Origin of the sequence: Pragia fontium (genome assembly GCF_900638655.1) — a bacterium.
Classification (GTDB): Bacteria; Pseudomonadota; Gammaproteobacteria; order Enterobacterales; family Enterobacteriaceae; genus Pragia; species Pragia fontium.
On sequence record NZ_LR134531.1, the window covers coordinates 1,522,968 to 1,540,054 of the forward strand.

The 17,087-nt window shown below is 44.7% G+C and carries 14 protein-coding genes and 1 CRISPR repeat array (1 of these 15 only partly in view); of the genes, 11 read left to right on the forward strand and 3 right to left on the reverse strand.

The window, feature by feature from the left end:
* Positions 1-28 precede the first annotated feature (28 nt).
* Entirely contained in the window at positions 29-814 is a 786-nt protein-coding gene (gene modE / locus EL341_RS06695; RefSeq protein ID WP_047780687.1) for a molybdenum-dependent transcriptional regulator, read from the reverse strand.
* A 201-nt stretch (positions 815-1,015) separates the two neighbouring features.
* On the opposite strand from modE, the gene EL341_RS06700 reads away from it, so the two are divergent.
* The 4 genes from EL341_RS06700 (at position 1,016) to modC (ending at position 3,903) form a co-directional block, all read left to right on the forward strand.
* Positions 1,016-1,171 carry an AcrZ family multidrug efflux pump-associated protein gene (locus EL341_RS06700; RefSeq protein WP_126468249.1) on the forward strand — a complete coding sequence of 52 codons (156 nt, stop codon included), beginning with the start codon at positions 1,016-1,018 and terminating at the stop codon, positions 1,169-1,171.
* Positions 1,172-1,373: 202 nt separating this feature from the next.
* Positions 1,374-2,150, forward strand: a complete 777-nt coding sequence (gene modA / locus EL341_RS06705) for a molybdate ABC transporter substrate-binding protein (RefSeq protein ID WP_074821046.1) — start codon at positions 1,374-1,376, stop codon at positions 2,148-2,150.
* Positions 2,147-2,836 (forward strand): molybdate ABC transporter permease subunit, encoded by a 690-nt coding sequence (modB, locus tag EL341_RS06710; RefSeq protein ID WP_071845449.1) that lies wholly within the window; start codon positions 2,147-2,149, stop codon positions 2,834-2,836. The genes modA and modB overlap by 4 nt, the downstream gene beginning before the upstream one ends.
* Entirely contained in the window at positions 2,836-3,903 is a 1,068-nt protein-coding gene (gene modC, locus EL341_RS06715; RefSeq protein ID WP_126468250.1) for a molybdenum ABC transporter ATP-binding protein ModC, read from the forward strand. Before modB ends, modC begins: the two co-directional genes overlap by 1 nt.
* Positions 3,904-3,948: 45 nt before the next feature.
* Here modC and EL341_RS06720 read toward each other — a convergent pair whose 3' ends face one another.
* Positions 3,949-4,767, reverse strand: coding sequence for a pyridoxal phosphatase (locus EL341_RS06720; protein ID WP_047780690.1), 819 nt, complete (start codon positions 4,765-4,767; stop codon positions 3,949-3,951).
* Between the two features lie 895 nt (positions 4,768-5,662).
* Here EL341_RS06720 and uvrB point away from each other — a divergent pair.
* Positions 5,663-7,684, forward strand: coding sequence for an excinuclease ABC subunit UvrB (gene uvrB / locus EL341_RS06725; RefSeq protein ID WP_047780691.1), 2,022 nt, complete (start codon positions 5,663-5,665; stop codon positions 7,682-7,684).
* 57 nt (positions 7,685-7,741) lie between these two features.
* On the opposite strand, the gene EL341_RS06730 is transcribed toward uvrB, so the two are convergent.
* Positions 7,742-8,713: a hypothetical protein gene (locus EL341_RS06730; RefSeq protein ID WP_126467405.1), complete on the reverse strand. Its 972-nt coding sequence runs from the start codon at positions 8,711-8,713 to the stop codon at positions 7,742-7,744.
* A gap of 242 nt (positions 8,714-8,955) precedes the next feature.
* Between EL341_RS06730 and EL341_RS06735 the strand changes: the two genes are divergently transcribed.
* The 6 genes from EL341_RS06735 to cas6f all read left to right on the forward strand — a co-directional run bounded on the left by EL341_RS06735 (position 8,956) and on the right by cas6f (position 16,710).
* Positions 8,956-9,228 (forward strand): VF530 family protein, encoded by a 273-nt coding sequence (locus EL341_RS06735; RefSeq protein WP_047780693.1) that lies wholly within the window; start codon positions 8,956-8,958, stop codon positions 9,226-9,228.
* Positions 9,229-9,301: 73 nt separating this feature from the next.
* Complete coding sequence (cas3f, locus tag EL341_RS06740) at positions 9,302-12,457, forward strand: type I-F CRISPR-associated helicase Cas3f (protein ID WP_126467407.1); 3,156 nt, start codon at positions 9,302-9,304, stop codon at positions 12,455-12,457.
* A gap of 331 nt (positions 12,458-12,788) precedes the next feature.
* Entirely contained in the window at positions 12,789-14,090 is a 1,302-nt protein-coding gene (gene csy1, locus EL341_RS06745; RefSeq protein WP_126467409.1) for a type I-F CRISPR-associated protein Csy1, read from the forward strand.
* Positions 14,087-15,058 carry a type I-F CRISPR-associated protein Csy2 gene (gene csy2 / locus EL341_RS06750; RefSeq protein WP_126467411.1) on the forward strand — a complete coding sequence of 324 codons (972 nt, stop codon included), beginning with the start codon at positions 14,087-14,089 and terminating at the stop codon, positions 15,056-15,058. The genes csy1 and csy2 overlap by 4 nt, the downstream gene beginning before the upstream one ends.
* 38 nt (positions 15,059-15,096) lie before the next feature.
* Positions 15,097-16,092, forward strand: coding sequence for a type I-F CRISPR-associated protein Csy3 (gene csy3, locus EL341_RS06755; protein WP_126467413.1), 996 nt, complete (start codon positions 15,097-15,099; stop codon positions 16,090-16,092).
* A gap of 3 nt (positions 16,093-16,095) precedes the next feature.
* Entirely contained in the window at positions 16,096-16,710 is a 615-nt protein-coding gene (gene cas6f / locus EL341_RS06760; protein ID WP_126467415.1) for a type I-F CRISPR-associated endoribonuclease Cas6/Csy4, read from the forward strand.
* Positions 16,711-16,897: 187 nt separating this feature from the next.
* Positions 16,898-17,087: a CRISPR direct-repeat array (repeat unit 28 nt; unit sequence CTGAACCGCCGTATAGGCGGCTTAGAAA); it runs 78 nt beyond the window's last position.

A 17,087-nucleotide genomic window follows, 5' to 3' on the forward strand; every position in this document is an offset into this window, starting at 1 on the left:
TGGGGGCAGATAACGGTACGTTATGGATTTAGCAAAGCGTAGCGATAATCACACTTTCAGCGCTAAAGGTCGCCCAAAGTTGCTGTCCAGCTACCGGAGATATACGGTCGGCTTGCTGATTACTGATGGTGGAACACAGGGTTTCTCCATCGTCCAGTTTAAGCAGAATCTCACTGCGATGTTCACTGCGCGTGACTGAAATGACCACACCTGACAGGCAGTTATCGCTTTCAACGACCGGTTTGGTATGCAGGTCAATCAGCGGTGCTTTGATCAGCGCCAATATCTCTTTGCCATCCGTTAGTTGCAGCCGCTCAATACTTTGTTGGGTGAGGGAAGCGTTAATTCGCGTTTTACCATCAGCCATCAATAGCGTAATGCACTCAGGCAGCGTCGTTTTATGTTGAGTATCGATGGTGCCGAAAAACTGATTACGGGCGCTGGTTTGTAGTGAAAAGCGAGCAATAGCCCCCAACAGGCTATCAAGCGGCATGGTGTCATCTTGTAGAACGTCGAAGGCTTTTTGCTGTATTTTTTCCAATAGATCGTAAAGCTGAATCAGACGCTGACCGTAAGTGGTCAAATGTGCACCGCCGCCGCCTTTACCGCCGGTAGCTCGCTCAACTAATAGATGCTCGGTTAGCTGATTCATTTCATTAACGGCATCCCAAGCGCTTTTGTAGCTGATACCCGCGAGTTTGGCGCCTTGACTGATTGAACCCGTATGGGCTATCTGTTTTAATAGTGCGATACGACGCGGATCGGCAAACAGATTTCCCTGTAGTTTTAGGGTAAGCAGAATTTCAGCATTCATGGCGAATAGGTCCGTTTAATCAAGGCGTGATACATTGTCACTCATTTTAGACATTCTGCCAAACGGGCACGCCGCACATTTAGCTGAAATTTAGCGGCAGATTGCTGTTAGACTCTGTGCTAATATTTATCTATCCGTCAGATATTGAACAACAGGAAGTGCTGAAGCGCTTTGTACTGAATTGAGGAACTTATGTCTGAGTTGTTTTCACTATTAAAAAGTTTGCTTTTTGCGGCCTGCATGGTTCCCGTGGTAATGGCACTGATTCTGGGAGCTATTTACGGATTGGGTGAAGTCTTTAATATGATTTCCAGATTCGGTCGTAACGATCACCGTCAAACTGAACATAAAAACTGATTTTTATCAGCTAATGATTTTAAATACCGGCCCTGTTTATCAGGGCCGGTATTTTTTTGCCTCAGGATACCTCCCTCGGCTTATTCTGGCATAAAGCCAATTTGAAGCGGTGACAAGCCAATAACAAAGCGTTATATTATTCTCTATATATCGATAGGTGTATTGATCGTCCTGACAATAGAATAATAATGAGGCTAGATAGATGAAGACAAAATTGCAGTTTACCGCCGTTGTGGCGTTATTAGCCGCCAGCCTGTTTCAAACGGCGGCCGCGGCTGAGAAAGTTACCGTATTTGCAGCGGCTTCGTTAACCAATGCATTGGGTGAGATTGCTACGGAATATCAGAAAAAAACCGGCGTAGAAATCAAATCTTCTTTTGCTTCATCTTCAACTCTGGCTCGTCAGATTGAGCAGGGCGCTCCGGCAGATCTGTTTATTTCTGCTGATCAGCAGTGGATGGACTATGTGATAGACAAAAAACTGATGGATGATAAAACCCGCGTTACGCTATTAGGCAATGATCTGGTGCTGGTTGCCCCGCTGAATAGCCCGCTTAAGCATGTTAATGTGAATAAAGTGACTGACTGGTCATCGCTGTTAAAAGACAGTCGTTTGGCGGTTGGCGATCCCGATCATGTACCGGCAGGTATTTACACCAAGCAGGCTCTGACCTATTTAGGCACATGGGATCAGTTGGCACCAAAAATGGCTCGTGCGAATAACGTTCGTGCTGCATTGGCATTGGTTGAACGAGAGGAAGCGCCGTTGGGCATTGTATATGGTTCCGATGCGGTGGCCAGCAAGAAGGTGAAAGTAGTGGGTATCTTCCCGGAAGAGAGCCACTTACCGGTAGAGTATCCAATGGCCACCGTGAAAGATCATTCAACGCCGGTGGTTGAGGCATTCTTCAAATATCTGGCAACGCCTGAAGCGTCTGCGGTATTTGAGCGTTATGGTTTTAGCCCACGTCATCAATGATGTTATCTCAATATGAATTAGAAGCCCTGCTACTCAGCCTGAAAGTAGCCGGAGTGGCAGTGGCCTTTAGCCTGCCAATAGGGATTTTTGTTGCATGGATTCTGGCACGCTGCAACTTTCCCGGTAAAGCGCTGGTTGATAGCGTCATTCATCTACCGCTGGTATTGCCGCCGGTGGTTATCGGCTATTTGCTGCTGATTGGGATGGGGCGTAAGGGAATTATTGGTGAATGGTTGTATAACTGGTTTGGTTTTAGTTTTACCTTTAGTTGGCGAGGGGCGGCACTGGCCTCGGCAATTATTGCTTTTCCGCTGATGGTGAGAGCGATTCGCTTGGCATTAGAGGCGGTCGATACCAAACTGGAGCAGGCTGCCCGAACCTTAGGGGCGGGTTTCTGGCGGGTACTGTTTACCGTGACGTTACCGTTATCGTTTCCCGGGCTGCTGGCTGGCGTGGTGCTGGCTTTTGCTCGTTCACTGGGGGAGTTTGGTGCCACTATTACCTTCGTGTCCAACATTCCCGGTGAAACTCGCACCATTCCATTAGCCATGTATACGCTGATTGAAACCCCCGGCGCGGAAGGGGATGCCGCCAGACTGTGCATTATTGCTATTTTATTGTCGCTGCTATCGCTACTGATGTCGGAATGGCTATCGCGTTGGAGCCAACGGAGGTTGAAAGGCTAATGCTAACCTTGAACTTTAAACAGCGTTTGGGTGACTTAGGGCTGGATGTGTCCGTTCAGGTGCCCGGCAACGGTATTACCGCCGTTTTTGGTTTATCCGGAGCGGGTAAAACTTCGCTGATTAATGCCGTTAGTGGATTAACGCATCCTGACAGCGGGGAAATCATCTTAAACCAGCGAGTTTTGGTTGATTGCGCCAAAGGTTATTTTTTACCCCCTGAAAAGCGACATATTGGCTATGTGTTTCAAGAAGCCCGTCTGTTTCCCCATTACAGTACCAAAGGCAATCTACAGTATGGAATGAAGCCCAGTATGGCTGCTCAATTCGATACCATTGTTGAGCTGTTGGGTATTGGTCATTTACTTAAGCGCTTTCCGATGACCTTATCCGGTGGTGAAAAACAGCGGGTAGCAATAGGCAGAGCTTTGCTGACTGCACCAGAGCTACTACTGATGGATGAGCCTCTGGCCTCGCTGGATGTACCGCGCAAACGGGAATTGATCCCTTATTTGGAGCGTTTGGCGCACGATGTGAATATTCCTATTCTGTACGTGACTCACAGTCTGGAAGAGATTTTACGCTTGGCTAAACAGGTTATCATTCTGGATGCGGGGAAAGTCAGGGCCTCTGGAGAACTGGAAACCGTTTGGGCTAGTGAAGCGATGAGCCCATGGTTACATCAGGAAGAGCGCAGCAGCATTCTTAATCTAACGCTACTTAAACAGCATGATAACTATCCAATGACTGGTTTGGCGTTAGGGGATGATTGCTTATGGGTCAGTAAGGTTGATGCTCGAGCCGGGGAAAAACTACGCGTGCGTATTAACGCTGCGGATGTATCTTTGGTATTAGCGCTGCCGCAACAAAGCAGCATTCGTAATATTCTGGCCGCTGAGGTCGTAGACGTGTATACATCGGAAGATAAGGTAGACGTCAAGTTATCCGTTGGTCAGCACTACCTCTGGGCTCGGATCACGCCATGGGCTCGAGATGAGTTGAATATTGTCGTAGGGCAGCGGCTGTACGCTCAAATTAAGAGTGTATCGATGAGTCGTGAAGCCTGGTAAAACAGCCGGTTATTCAGGGGAACCTGAATAACCAGTTTGGTTCAGCTACAGCACATATTGCCGAATAGTATTGGCAATTGCAGGTGTTTCATTCTCGCCAATAACCATATCGGCGTGGACTTTGACATCTTGGTTACTATTCCCCATCGCGACGCCTAATCCTACCTGCGTGAGCATACTCACATCGTTGAGGTTATCACCAAAGGCGATAACCTTATCCATACTGATACCCTGAGATTCAACCCATTCACGTAGCCGGTTACCTTTGCTGTTACCCTGTTGAGCAAGATCGATCTGGTTATGCCAGGATCGCTCACAGGAAAGCCCCAGTTCATCTTCTATCAGTGCGCTGAAGTGGTTTAAGGCATCGGTATCTTCGCTGGACGTGGCAAACTTCCACACGTTCTCTGCATTGTTAATGGCTGTTTCAAACGTATCGACATGCAGTATGTTTGGCCGTTGGTTCTCGGGCAGACGCTCTGACCAGGCATACCAGCGGGTAATATTGTCATCACGCTGTTCAAAGGTCATGGCATTATCAATATACATCAGGCTCTGAATAGGGTAATCACGTAACAGTTGTGCTACGCGTATTGCCTGTGTCTTGGTTAGCGGTGTTCCCGAGAGGACCTGCTGTTTTTGATAATCGTAGCTATAGGTGCCATTACAGCAGATGGCAGGGGTATCAAGTTGCAAGGCCTGATAAAAAGGGTGAATGGCCACATGGTGACGACCGGTCACAATGATCACCTTCACGCCTTGCTTACGCGCCTGAGTGAGCGCTTCGAGCGACTCTGGCAAGATCTGTTTCTGTGAGTTAAGCAAGGTTCCGTCTAGATCAAGTGCAATAATTTGATATTTCATAACCTGTATGTCATCTGTTTTTTATGAGTGGAAGAAGAATATCGGCATTAATTCGAGCATAAAACCCCCCGATTATCAAAGTTTAATTGTCAGCCTGAGCGGATAAGCATGATTAGTAACATATCTGTAATATTGCTGGAATATTCTATGCAAACGAATAACGCGGCTTACTGTATTTCTTGTGTGGTAAGTAAAGGCTTATTGACGGGTAAGTTATACATGTTATTGGAAATCAGGCGGATAAGCGTATTTATTCTATTGATGGGATAAAGCCTGTGTAATGTAGCGTTGTTAGAATGTCATAAAGATTTTTTTCAGACTTTTTTAAGCATAAATCTCTAGTAAACCAGTGTAAAAAAAATTTCTTAAAGCAGAATTTCGACACGAATTGAAGTTACCCGCCTTACGCAATGTAGCAGTATTAGTAGGAATTTTTTACTTATCCACTATTCCTGTGGATAACCTTGTGCATTAACGTTAGAAAAGCGGTTTTGGCCTAGGTATCATGCGGCTTGTTCGGATTTTGCCTGCATTCTCGACGATGATTAAAAATCATTTATTATCATGCAGTTAATTAAAATCAAGAGGCCTAAAACCAACGCATTTCCGTTTAGTATTATTCACCTATAGAATAAGTCGAAATATAAAATGTCAACTTTTTTCTGGGGATAAATTACATTTCTATAGCTTGACTATTCACCTTTATGGTTATACCTAGCAACTGACATTTTTGTTGTTTTAAAATTAAGCAGTTAGCTAAAGTTATTTTATACTGGATTAATATACAGTATAATGCAAGTAGCAAAAACCTGTCTAGCTCCACATAATAGATTTTGCGATCTTCACCGAACTTTGTTTTTAGGTCACTGGTTTTTCAATTCAGGTAGCATGAGCGATGAGTAAAACATTCAAATTAAATTCAGCCTTTCAACCCGCAGGGGATCAACCTGAGGCCATCAGACGGTTGAGTGAAGGATTAGAAGATGGATTAGCCCATCAAACGCTGCTTGGCGTAACGGGCTCCGGTAAGACCTTTACCATTGCCAATGTCATTGCTCAACTTGATCGACCAACAATGATACTTGCACCAAACAAAACGTTGGCGGCACAGTTGTACGGTGAAATGAAGGCTTTCTTTCCTGAGAATGCGGTAGAGTATTTCGTTTCTTACTATGACTACTATCAACCCGAAGCGTATGTACCCAGCTCTGATACGTTTATCGAGAAAGATGCCTCTATTAACGAACATATAGAGCAAATGCGCTTGTCTGCGACTAAAGCGTTATTGGAACGCCGCGATGTGGTGTTGGTTGCGTCGGTGTCTGCCATCTATGGTCTGGGCGATCCTGATGCCTATTTAAAAATGATGCTGCATTTGACCCGCGGCATGATTATCGATCAGCGTTCCATTCTTAAGCGGCTATCGGAATTGCAATATACCCGCAACGATCAGGTTTTTCAGCGCAGTACTTTCCGGGTACGTGGCGAAGTGATTGACGTTTTCCCGGCGGAATCCGATGAGTATGCACTGCGTATTGAACTATTTGATGATGAGGTTGAGCGGTTATCGGTATTTGATCCGTTAACCGGTCAGGTTCAACAAGTGGTACCACGTTTTACCATCTACCCTAAAACCCACTATGTCACGCCGCGCGAACGTATTCTGGAAGCGATTGAAGGCATTAAAGTGGAGTTGGCGGATCGCCGTAGAGTGTTGCTGGCAAATGATAAGCTGGTAGAAGAACAACGTCTGACCCAACGTACTCAGTTTGACATTGAGATGATGAATGAGCTGGGTTACTGCTCAGGAATAGAAAACTATTCGCGCTACCTGTCCGGACGTGGTGAGGGCTATCCGCCGCCAACCCTGTTTGACTATCTGCCGGCAGACGGTTTATTGGTGATTGATGAGTCCCACGTCACTGTGCCACAGATTGGGGGGATGTATCGCGGCGACCGTTCCCGTAAAGAGACGCTGGTAGAGTACGGTTTCCGCTTGCCTTCGGCACTGGATAACCGACCGCTGCGCTTTGAAGAGTTTGAACAACTGGCACCACAGACCATTTATGTCTCCGCTACGCCGGGCAATTACGAGCTGGAAAAATCAGGCGGAGAGATCATCGAGCAGGTGGTGCGTCCGACAGGGCTTCTGGATCCGGAGATTGAAGTCAGGCCGGTGGGCACTCAGGTTGACGACCTGTTATCCGAAATTCGTATTCGGGTAGAGAAGAATGAACGGGTACTGGTTACCACGCTAACCAAACGTATGGCGGAAGATCTGACGGAATATCTGGAAGAGCACGGCGAGCGAGTACGCTATTTGCACTCAGATATTGATACCGTTGAACGGGTGGAGATTATCCGCGATTTGCGCCTAGGCGAGTTCGACGTTCTGGTAGGAATCAACCTCTTGCGAGAAGGTCTGGATATGCCGGAAGTGTCGCTGGTTGCCATTTTGGATGCCGATAAAGAAGGCTTCCTGCGTTCAGAACGCTCGCTGATTCAGACCATTGGTCGCGCGGCGCGAAATCTGAACGGTAAAGCGATTCTCTACGGTGATAGAGTGACTAACTCGATGGCCAAGGCGATAGGGGAAACAGAACGGCGTAGAGCGCGGCAAATAGCGTATAACGCCGAGAATGGCATTGTGCCGCAGGGACTGAATAAGTCCGTTGAGGATATTCTGGAGTTAGGCCAGGGTCTGGGTACGCTGAAAAATAATAAAGGTCGCGGCAAGAAGAAAGCCGCAGAGCCAGCGGCAGACTACACTGCACTCACACCGCAGGCGTTGGATAAGAAAATCCGCGAGCTGGAAGGCAAGATGTATGAACATGCGCAAAATCTGGAGTTTGAAGAGGCTGCTCATCTCAGGGATCAATTACAGAAACTGAGGGAACAGTTTATTGCCCTGTCATAACCCTCGTTAAAATATTAGCGACTGCGGCCAGCTTGTTAAATACATGACTGGCCGTTTTTATTGGCGATGATTGCGGATTAACCGATCTTGCTCCACGCCGGAATTCGCGGTTGGCTCGATGTTTTTGAGTTGACCGTTTGACTGTATCAACTGCCAGCCCTGACTTTTATCATAGTAATAAACGTTGCCGTCTTTACCTGCGTAGACACGTTGTGCTGGAAGAACTGAATTGCTGTCGATGCTTTGGGGAGGGGGTGCATTACGGTAAACGCCAGAATCCAGGTCATTTTGAGCATGGCTGCTGCTGTAGCTAACTGTTCCCCGCTGTTTATTTCCGGTGATTTTATGATAGCCACTGCTGCCGATATGGTCATGATTGATGGCCGAGTCCGACCAGACTATTCGGGTGGTCTGATCCAAGGTGTTTCCCTGACCCGTATCAAGATTGTTAAGCATCACAACAGGGCCATTGCCCCAGAGATTGCCAAAAGGTCGGTACCAGATGGAAACGTCGCTTTGGTTGGAAATCAACTGATGTACGCCTTCTGGCATAGTATTGGCAAACTGATTGAGATTTGCCATTAGCGTTTTCTGCTGAAGGGCGGTATTGATCTGTGCTAAATAGTTAGCTCGATCGGATGCGCTGCCGGGAAGGTTGGTTTGTTGAATAATCATGTCGTATAGCCGGGTGGTACCAGCCAGCATATTGCTTTCAATCAAGGCCGAGAACCAGATAACGCCATATAACCTCTGGCTTGCGCTATTTTCATGCTTATTTGTCGCCATGCCTCGATTAAATGAAACGGCCAAACGTCCGGTAACTTGATGACCTTGCAGACTATCTAGCTGGGGTGGATAAAAGGTTACCGGAGCGCGGCTAATTACCGTGTAATGACGAGATGGCTGAGTATGTTCTGAATAGGTAATTTGACCCGAAGATGAAATGGTTTTAGCTGCCAGTACCGGTTGGGTAGAGGTAAGGACGAGACTTAGCAATGCTATAGACAGGGGCACAGCTTTATTTAACATGGCAATGTTTCTCCGGTATAGACCGCTAATATTGAATAATATAGGATTTGCAACTCAGTCATCTTTAAATGCAAAAGCGACATAAATCGGTCTTATCTTTAATGATACGTTAGACGATCAAGACGTTGTCAGTTGCAAAAGATTATCTTCCAACCCGGTAAATTGGTGAGTGTAGGGCCGTGACCAGACAGCGGCATCTTGCTATACTTTACCCTCTTTATAACAGTATAAGTGGTTATTTAATGCAACATCAGTCAAAAGATCCCCTTCACGGCATTACGCTGGAACGTTTATTAACGACGTTAGTAGAAAAATACGGTTGGGAGTCGCTGGCTCGTGAAGTAAGTATCAACTGTTTCAAAAATGACCCCAGCATTAAATCCAGCCTGAAATTTCTGCGCCGTACTCCATGGGCCCGTAAACAGGTAGAAGATCTGTATATCCATAGCCTCAACGATAATCTTGATAATAAACGTGATGAAGTTAACAATCCGTGGGGAAAGTGGGTTAAGTAACTAATTGATGGTTAAATGAATTTTTCTATTATGCTATGTTATTCATACCCTTATGTTTGCATAGCGATAGGTTATGGATGACTTTTCTCCCTCCGATCTCAAAATCATTCTACATTCCCAAAAAGCTAATCTTTACGGCCTTGAATACCTTTTAAGGAAAACTGGCGAAGACAGTTGGCAGTTCGCCCAAAGTTTGCAAATTTTGACGGTTTTGGCTGCGTTATTTCATGATGTAGGTAAGTCGTCCGTTGGTTTTCAAAACAAACTTAAAGGTATCGATAGCGGACTGAAAGGTGATCCATTTCGCCATGAATGGGTCTCTATGCGAATTTTTCAGGCGATTGTTGGTAAGGCTGAAACCGATGAGCAATGGTTAACTTTCCTGAAAGATTTTAACCAGTTTGAACAGGATTATCCCCAGTGGCAGCAGGATATTTTTAAAGATGGCATTGATAATGACGATAAACAAGATGCCAGATATTACGCCTGGCAATTGTTGCCTCCACTGGCCCGTGCCGTTGGTTGGCTAATTACCTCCCATCATCGGATGCCGTTTTATGCTGATGGGGAAGAAAATAGCGAACGTTCAATTGATGAGGCATTTTTCAAACATCTGAGTCCGGTTAATGGCTGGGTACAGAATCGATATGAGCCTGTGGCCAAGAAATATATTCAGCCGTTCTGGACGTTTGAGAGCATGGTTACCGAGAGTCACTCATGGCAGAAAAGTATCGCTCGTTGGGCAGATAAAGCCCTGAGTGACAGATATTTAGCCCAGCAGAACAATTTTAGCTTTTTTGACCCGCTCTTGATGCACTTATCCCGCATGAGCCTGATGGTGGGGGATCACACTTATTCCGGCTTACCTCGCCATCGTCAGTACGGCGATAAAGATTTTTCTCTATATGCCAATACCGAGAAAAGGGATGAAAAAGCATCTCAGGTCAAGATGCGTCAGCGATTGGATGAACACCTGTTAGGCGTTGCCCGTCAGTCTGAAAAGTTTAGTCAACTGCTGCCAAAGATTGCCGATAATCTGCCATCCATTGCCGATCATAAAGCGTTCAAGAAACACACTGCCGAGCCACGTTTTAGTTGGCAAAATCAGGCTTATGAGTTGGCCTGTCGGTTAAGAACTAAAAGTGAACGTGGTGGGTTCTTTGGCATCAATATCGCCTCTACCGGATGTGGTAAGACTCTGGGTAACGGCCGGATTATGTACGGATTAAGCGATCCGGATAAAGGTGCGCGTTTTACCATGGCGCTGGGCTTACGCGTGCTGACGTTACAAACCGGTCGGGAATACCGACAGCGCATGAGCTTAACCAAAGAGGATTTAGCTATTCTGGTTGGTGGGCAGGCGGTTATCGATGTGTTTAACCTGCGTCATGATGATAAAGAGAAGCGGATGGTGCTCAATGATGAAACGGAGTCTCATCAAGCCCAGATAAATCATTATGGGATTGGTAGTGAGTCAGCGCAGGATTTTCAAGATGATTACGTTCACTTTGACAGTCCGATAGAAGATCACCATTTAGGTTCGGTTCTGCGCGACGAGAAAGCTAAAAAGTTACTGTATGCGCCCATTGTCACCTGCACCATTGATCACTTGGTTGGAGCGACAGAAATCGCCAGAGGCGGTAAGTTTATCGTGCCTATGCTGCGGCTGTTGTCATCGGATTTGATTCTGGATGAACCGGATGATTTTAATCTGGAAGACTTACCGGCCCTGACACGATTGGTGAATATGGCTGGGATGCTCGGTAGCCGAATATTACTCTCTTCAGCAACCTTGCCACCGGATATGCTGGCTGGACTATTTGAGGCCTATCAGGCCGGGCGGATGATTTGGAATCGTCATCATGCTATTCAGGCATCGCCGGTTGTCTGCGCCTGGTTTGACGAAACCGAGGTGAAATCGGTGGATTGCGTCGATAAGGCGCAGTTTACTCAGGAAAATACTCAGTTTGTTGCTAATCGCGTTATCAGGCTGAATCAATCTCCAATACTGCGGCAGGGGGCTATCTTGCCTTTGTCGGTTAAGCCAAAGAAAAGCCTTCAATTTAATCAGTTGGCGCAGGATCTGTTGCAGGGTATTCAACGGTTACATAGCGATCATCAGCAAACCTGCCTGCAAACCGGTAAGCGAGTGAGCTTTGGCTTAATTCGATTAAGTAACATTAGTCCATTGGTTGAACTGGCTCAGGCCCTTTATCAAAGCGATGGTTTGGCCGATGCTGACATCCGGTTATGCGTTTATCATGCCAGACAACTTTTTGCCCTGCGTTCTGATTTAGAAAATCAGTTGGATCAGATTCTTCATCGTAAAGAACAACAGAATATATTTCGCCATCCGGCGGTGGCGTCTGTATTAGCTGAATCGGCGTCACCGAATGTGATATTTATCGTACTGGCTACACCGGTGGCGGAAGTTGGGCGCGATCATGATTATGATTGGGCGATTGTTGAGCCTTCCAGTATGCGTTCGATTATTCAATTAGCCGGGCGGATACGGCGGCATCGGCAGGAGCCGGTCTCGACGCCGAATATGCTGATGATGAGTACGAATATTCGGGCGTTGCAGCAGGGGAAAGACTTGGGAGCGGGTCATACACCGGTGTTTTGTCTGCCGGGGTTTGAATCTACCTCGAATAAACTAAGCGGGCCAGAACTCATATTACGTTCACATAACTCGGCGGATATCTTACTGACTGCGTTAGACAATATTAATTCAGTTTCGCGTATCAGTAAGCCTAAACCGCAGATTCCATTAATTGCTTTGGAACATGCGGCGATTGCCCGAGTCATGAATAAGCCTGATGGAAAGCTGAATTTAGTGAATGCATGGTGGCGTCCTTCGCCCAATTCGGCGGTTCAATCAGCGAATCCTTATTTATTTCATTTACAAAAGCAAACACCATTTAGGAAAAGTGTTCGGCAGACGCATTATATTTGTTTAATTAACGATGAGGAAAAGTTTGAATTCAGGGATATGAAGTATATCACTCAGACGGAACAAGCTAAATTTGAGGTGGATATCAATATTGTGCATAACCATAAGGTAACTCCATGGTTGAATCAGCAGTATAAAACAGTATTGGAAGGGCTGGCGGATGACATTGGGGAAAAAGACTTAAATAAGCTGGGGATTAAATTTGGCTTTGTTGATTTAGATGAACGTCAATTATCATGGAAATTTCATCCATTGCTGGGTTTTTGGCCTAAATAAAATAGGAAAAGTTTTATGTTGCCTTTGGTTTGTCAACTTTTTTATTTAAATGACCCGTCTATAAACGCTAATATTTTGCAAGATTTAGGTTTTAAATAGTCACCAATATATAGATAAATGAGAAAGGGATGTTTATTTGTTGTACTACTGAATAGTTTTTTTAATATTAATGTTGATATTAATCATCTTAATATACGGTTGACTGCTACGATGATGTTTTTTATGCGTAACATCTAATATTTCAATATTCATTATTGAATTGGTTTTCTCTAAAATTAATTATAACTCATCGACTTTATTCATATTTGTATTGTATTGAAAGGAGATAGGCATGCCGGTTCAACGGGCAGTTCATGCTTTTATCAATGAGCGCTTGCAGGCTAAACTTGATAAAGCAAAGTCGCCGCAGGAGATTAATGACTTAAAGTTAAAATATCACCCTCACGAATGGATCGCGGATGCTGCACGAAGAGCATCACAAATACAGTTCGCGACTCATACGGTTAAAGGTATTCATCCTGATAGTAAAGGGACGAATATAAATGCTCAGTTAATTAAAATAACTGATGGATTAGTGAGTTCAGCAGATTTAAATACACACGCTTTAGATATTGTTGGTAATGCTGCCGCACTTGATGTTTATAAATTCTTAAGCGTTAGCGTTGATGAAAATAGCACCATATTAGATTTAGTATTAAAGGAAGATTCCCAACTGTTATCGGTTTTTTCCGAGAGTCCACAGCAGGCAAAACAATATTTAGCGGCATTTAAAAGCATTACTCAAAGCTCAATGGAAAATGCGAAAGTCTATGAGCTAATGAAACAGCTCTTATGGCCCGTTAATATTGATGCCCAACAGCAAGATAATTATCTTAATATTGTTCCTTTATATCCCACCAGTTTTGTTCATCAGGTGTATCAAAACCTGCAAGAAATTCGATTTAGCGATGAAGTTAAATTAGCCAAAGACGCGCGCAAAAATGAAAAAGGTCATGAGGTCGGATATACCATTGTGCCTGATATTGCCTATGTAAAATTAGGGGGAACCAAGCCACAAAATATCTCTCAGCTTAATTCAGAACGCGGCGGGCGTAATTATCTCCTGCCATCTCTCCCGCCGACTAATCAACCAGAAGATACCTCTGCATGGCGGGTTAAACCTCCGGTATTGGAAAGTTCAATTTTTGACCGGGTATTCAATTATTTTGCCAAAAAACATATCAAGCGTTTCTGCCAGAACGTTATTGATGAATCTCGCAACAATGCATCCGTTCGTGAAAAGCGGCAATTGATTATTAAAGATATTCTTGAAGTTTTGATGAGGTATGGTGAACAAGTCCGTGGTTTTGACGGTGGTTGGTCTAAACATGGTGGCTTAAAGGCTTCTCAGGCGTTTTGGTTAGATCCTAAACGTGCGGATATTGATGCCGAATGGGCTGAACTAAGGGAGACAAGCGATTGGAAAATGGAGCTGGCTCATGATTTTGGCGTATGGCTTAACCACCGCTTAAATGATGCCTACCGGGATAATAAATACATACATCTGGCGGATACTGAGCAGAAAGAATGGAAATACGACATGGCGGATCTGATCAAACAAAGTATCCGGGAAGGATGGGGAATATTTGAATGAAATACTATTTAGTGATTCCTCATATTAAAATTCAGAATGCCAACTGCATTTCCAGCCCGTTGACCTATGGTTTTCCAGCAATCACTGCGTTTACCGGTGCTGTACATGCGCTGAGTCGCAAGTTAACTGAAACATTTGATGTCAAATTAGAGGGGGTTGCCATTGCCGCCCATCGTTGTGACGTTCAACGTTCCAGACCTAATAATTACGCTTCAGACTGGAGCTTTATTCAGTCACGCCATCCGATTAAAAAAGATGGCAATTCACCTTCAATTATTGAGGAAGGGTATGCACATCTGGATGTAAGTTTAGTGATTGAAGTTATTGGCGACATTGATTGGAATCCGCAAGAGAAACAGCTTTTTTGTGACGCGGTATATCTGCAATTAATGCAACAACGTTTGGCGGGTGGAAGCGTTTTAAGTATCGGAACGGTTCTGCGTCGAATTCACCTACATAACGATCCTAAAGGCGATAACGAGGCCATTAAAGCGATCAAAATTCAAATTAGTCCATCGTTTCTATTGATGGATAGCCAACAGGCTTTGATTAAACATACCAAGAAGCTACAGGCTAAACATCCTGATAAAACAGCGCTGGATGCCTTAATTGACCTGTGTAGTATCCATGTGCATCCAGAGAGCGTTGGTGATGCCAGAGATGATATTAGCAAGGGGAACGTCACCTGGACGATGTCATCAGAGAAAAATGGCTGGTTAGTTCCCATCCCCGTTGGCTATAAAGGGATTGCGCCTGAATTGGGCGCTAATCAGGTAGCAGATATTCGAGCACCTCAATATCCGACTCACTTTGTTGAAACGGTCTATTCAGTCGGCGAATGGCGTTTTACCTATAAGGTTAACGATTTCAATACCATTTTCTGGCGCCATCACACCGATCTCGATAATCAATTATTTCTTGTCAGTCAGTCCTCAGCGAATGATGAAAACTTACAAACTTTATTTTAATTAAATAGTTAATCAGAATTTTTTCAAGGAGAGTCTCCATGTCTAAAACCACATTAAAAACAGCCTCGGTATTAGCTTTTGAACGTAATTTTGATGTATCTGACGGGGTGTTTTTTCAGACCAACTGGCAACAGCGTGATGGTTTTAACAAAGTTAAAATTAGTGAAAAGTCAGTACGCGGCACTATTTCAAATCGGTTAAAAAATGCGATTGCCAGCGATCCAACCAAACTAGATTCAGAGATCCAGAAAGCCAATTTGCAAACCGTTGATATGGCAGCCCTGAGTCAGGAAAACGACACTCTGGTCGTGAAATGGAGCCTGAAAGTATTACCGTTTACCGGCAAGCCCTGCGTTTGTAATGACGCCAACTACCAAAACAAACTGGAGCAAACGTTAAAAACTTATATTGATAAGGTCGGTTTTGATGAACTGGCTAAACGCTATGCCAGCAATATTGCTAATGGGCGTTTCTTATGGCGTAACCGTATGGGTGCTGAGTTTATTGATGTGGTGGTTAAGGCGGAAGGGGAGAAGCCGATGACGTTTAAAGCCAAAGATTACTCGCTGATGAGCTTTGATAAACCCGATGGTGAATTGGAGAAATTGGCAAATTGGATCAAGCAGGGCTTAAGCGGTGAAAAATTTGTTCTGTTGCATATTGAAGCTTATGCCAAAGTCGGCAGCGGGCAAGAGGTTTATCCTTCTCAGGAACTGATTCTGGATAAGGGGAGAAAGAGCAAAACGCTGTATCAGATTGATGAAGCCGCAGCGATGCATTCACAAAAAATCAGTAATGCGTTGAGAACCATTGATACATGGTATCCGGATGCTCAATTCCCTATAGCGGTTGAGCCTTATGGCTCAGTAACGTCAATGGGTACCGCTTTTCGTCAGCCAAAAGCGAAGGCAGATTTTTATACGCTGTTTGATGCATGGGTATTAAAAGATCAGGAATTGACGTTGGAGCAGCGGCACTATGTGGCGGCTATTCTGATTCGTGGTGGCGTATTTGGTGAAAGCGGTAAGGAGTAACTGATGGATAGTTATATTGATATCCAGATTTTGCACAATCCTGAAATTGCGTCGGCGTTGGTGATGAATCAACTTTTTTACCAACTGCACCTAACGCTGGTGGAGAATGAGAGTCCAGTAGCCGTTAGTTTTCCTGATTATCACGTGGATGCCGATAATCACCGGAATAATACGCTGGGGAATCGGTTAAGGCTGCATGGTTCGGCGACGGCTTTGAATTCACTGAATATTCAGCAATATCTTGTCGACATATCGAATTATGCTTTGCTGGGAGAAATTAAACCGGTTCCAGACGTGGTGCAAGGGTATGCGGCATTTGTGCGTAAACATAGCAAAAGCCCCAGAGATATTGATAGAAAACGTCAATATTTGCTTAAAAAAGCCGGTGGTGAATGGAATGATATGGCCGAGAAAAGCCTGAGTCGTTTTATTGAGAAGTTACGCTGTCAATTGCCGTTTATCCATCTGGTTAGCCATAGTTCTAAACCGGCAGAAGACGGGGGAAAAAATTATTTCCACCTGTTTATCAACAAAGAGACTGGCGAAGTGCAGCAAGGAAAGTTGACGAAATATGGGTTAAGCGATGTGCAACATCGGACAACGGTTCCTATTTTTTGACCGAATAAATTGATGTTCTTTAAAAAAATAGCGTTAACTTAAATAACCCCTTTTTTTAGCGATGTATTTTCGTCTTATATAAAACAATAAGTTACGATGACCGCTGAAAAAAGGGTATTTTGGCTTAATTTCGGATAGATGTCTGATATTATCAGGGTTGTAGAGGGATTTATTGGTGAAATTTCTACTGAACCGCCGTATAGGCGGCTTAGAAAGCAAATAGCTCAAATCGGCGAGGATGGGGAAGCTGAACCGCCGTATAGGCGGCTTAGAAAAACAAGTCGCTCAAATATTCCGATGTGACCAGCTGAACCGCCGTATAGGCGGCTTAGAAAAAGCCCAGCCCGCTTAACTGCGTTCCTCCATCCTGAACCGCC

Coding starts and splice junctions, on each gene's coding strand:
- modE (WP_047780687.1), bottom strand. CDS start 814: ATGAATGCTGAAATTCTGCTTACCCTAAAACTACAGGGAAATCTGTTT.
- modA (WP_074821046.1), top strand. CDS start 1,374: ATGAAGACAAAATTGCAGTTTACCGCCGTTGTGGCGTTATTAGCCGCC.
- modB (WP_071845449.1), top strand. CDS start 2,147: ATGATGTTATCTCAATATGAATTAGAAGCCCTGCTACTCAGCCTGAAA.
- modC (WP_126468250.1), top strand. CDS start 2,836: ATGCTAACCTTGAACTTTAAACAGCGTTTGGGTGACTTAGGGCTGGAT.
- EL341_RS06720 (WP_047780690.1), bottom strand. CDS start 4,767: ATGAAATATCAAATTATTGCACTTGATCTAGACGGAACCTTGCTTAAC.
- uvrB (WP_047780691.1), top strand. CDS start 5,663: ATGAGTAAAACATTCAAATTAAATTCAGCCTTTCAACCCGCAGGGGAT.
- EL341_RS06730 (WP_126467405.1), bottom strand. CDS start 8,713: ATGTTAAATAAAGCTGTGCCCCTGTCTATAGCATTGCTAAGTCTCGTC.
- EL341_RS06735 (WP_047780693.1), top strand. CDS start 8,956: ATGCAACATCAGTCAAAAGATCCCCTTCACGGCATTACGCTGGAACGT.
- cas3f (WP_126467407.1), top strand. CDS start 9,302: ATGGATGACTTTTCTCCCTCCGATCTCAAAATCATTCTACATTCCCAA.
- csy1 (WP_126467409.1), top strand. CDS start 12,789: ATGCCGGTTCAACGGGCAGTTCATGCTTTTATCAATGAGCGCTTGCAG.
- csy2 (WP_126467411.1), top strand. CDS start 14,087: ATGAAATACTATTTAGTGATTCCTCATATTAAAATTCAGAATGCCAAC.
- csy3 (WP_126467413.1), top strand. CDS start 15,097: ATGTCTAAAACCACATTAAAAACAGCCTCGGTATTAGCTTTTGAACGT.
- cas6f (WP_126467415.1), top strand. CDS start 16,096: ATGGATAGTTATATTGATATCCAGATTTTGCACAATCCTGAAATTGCG.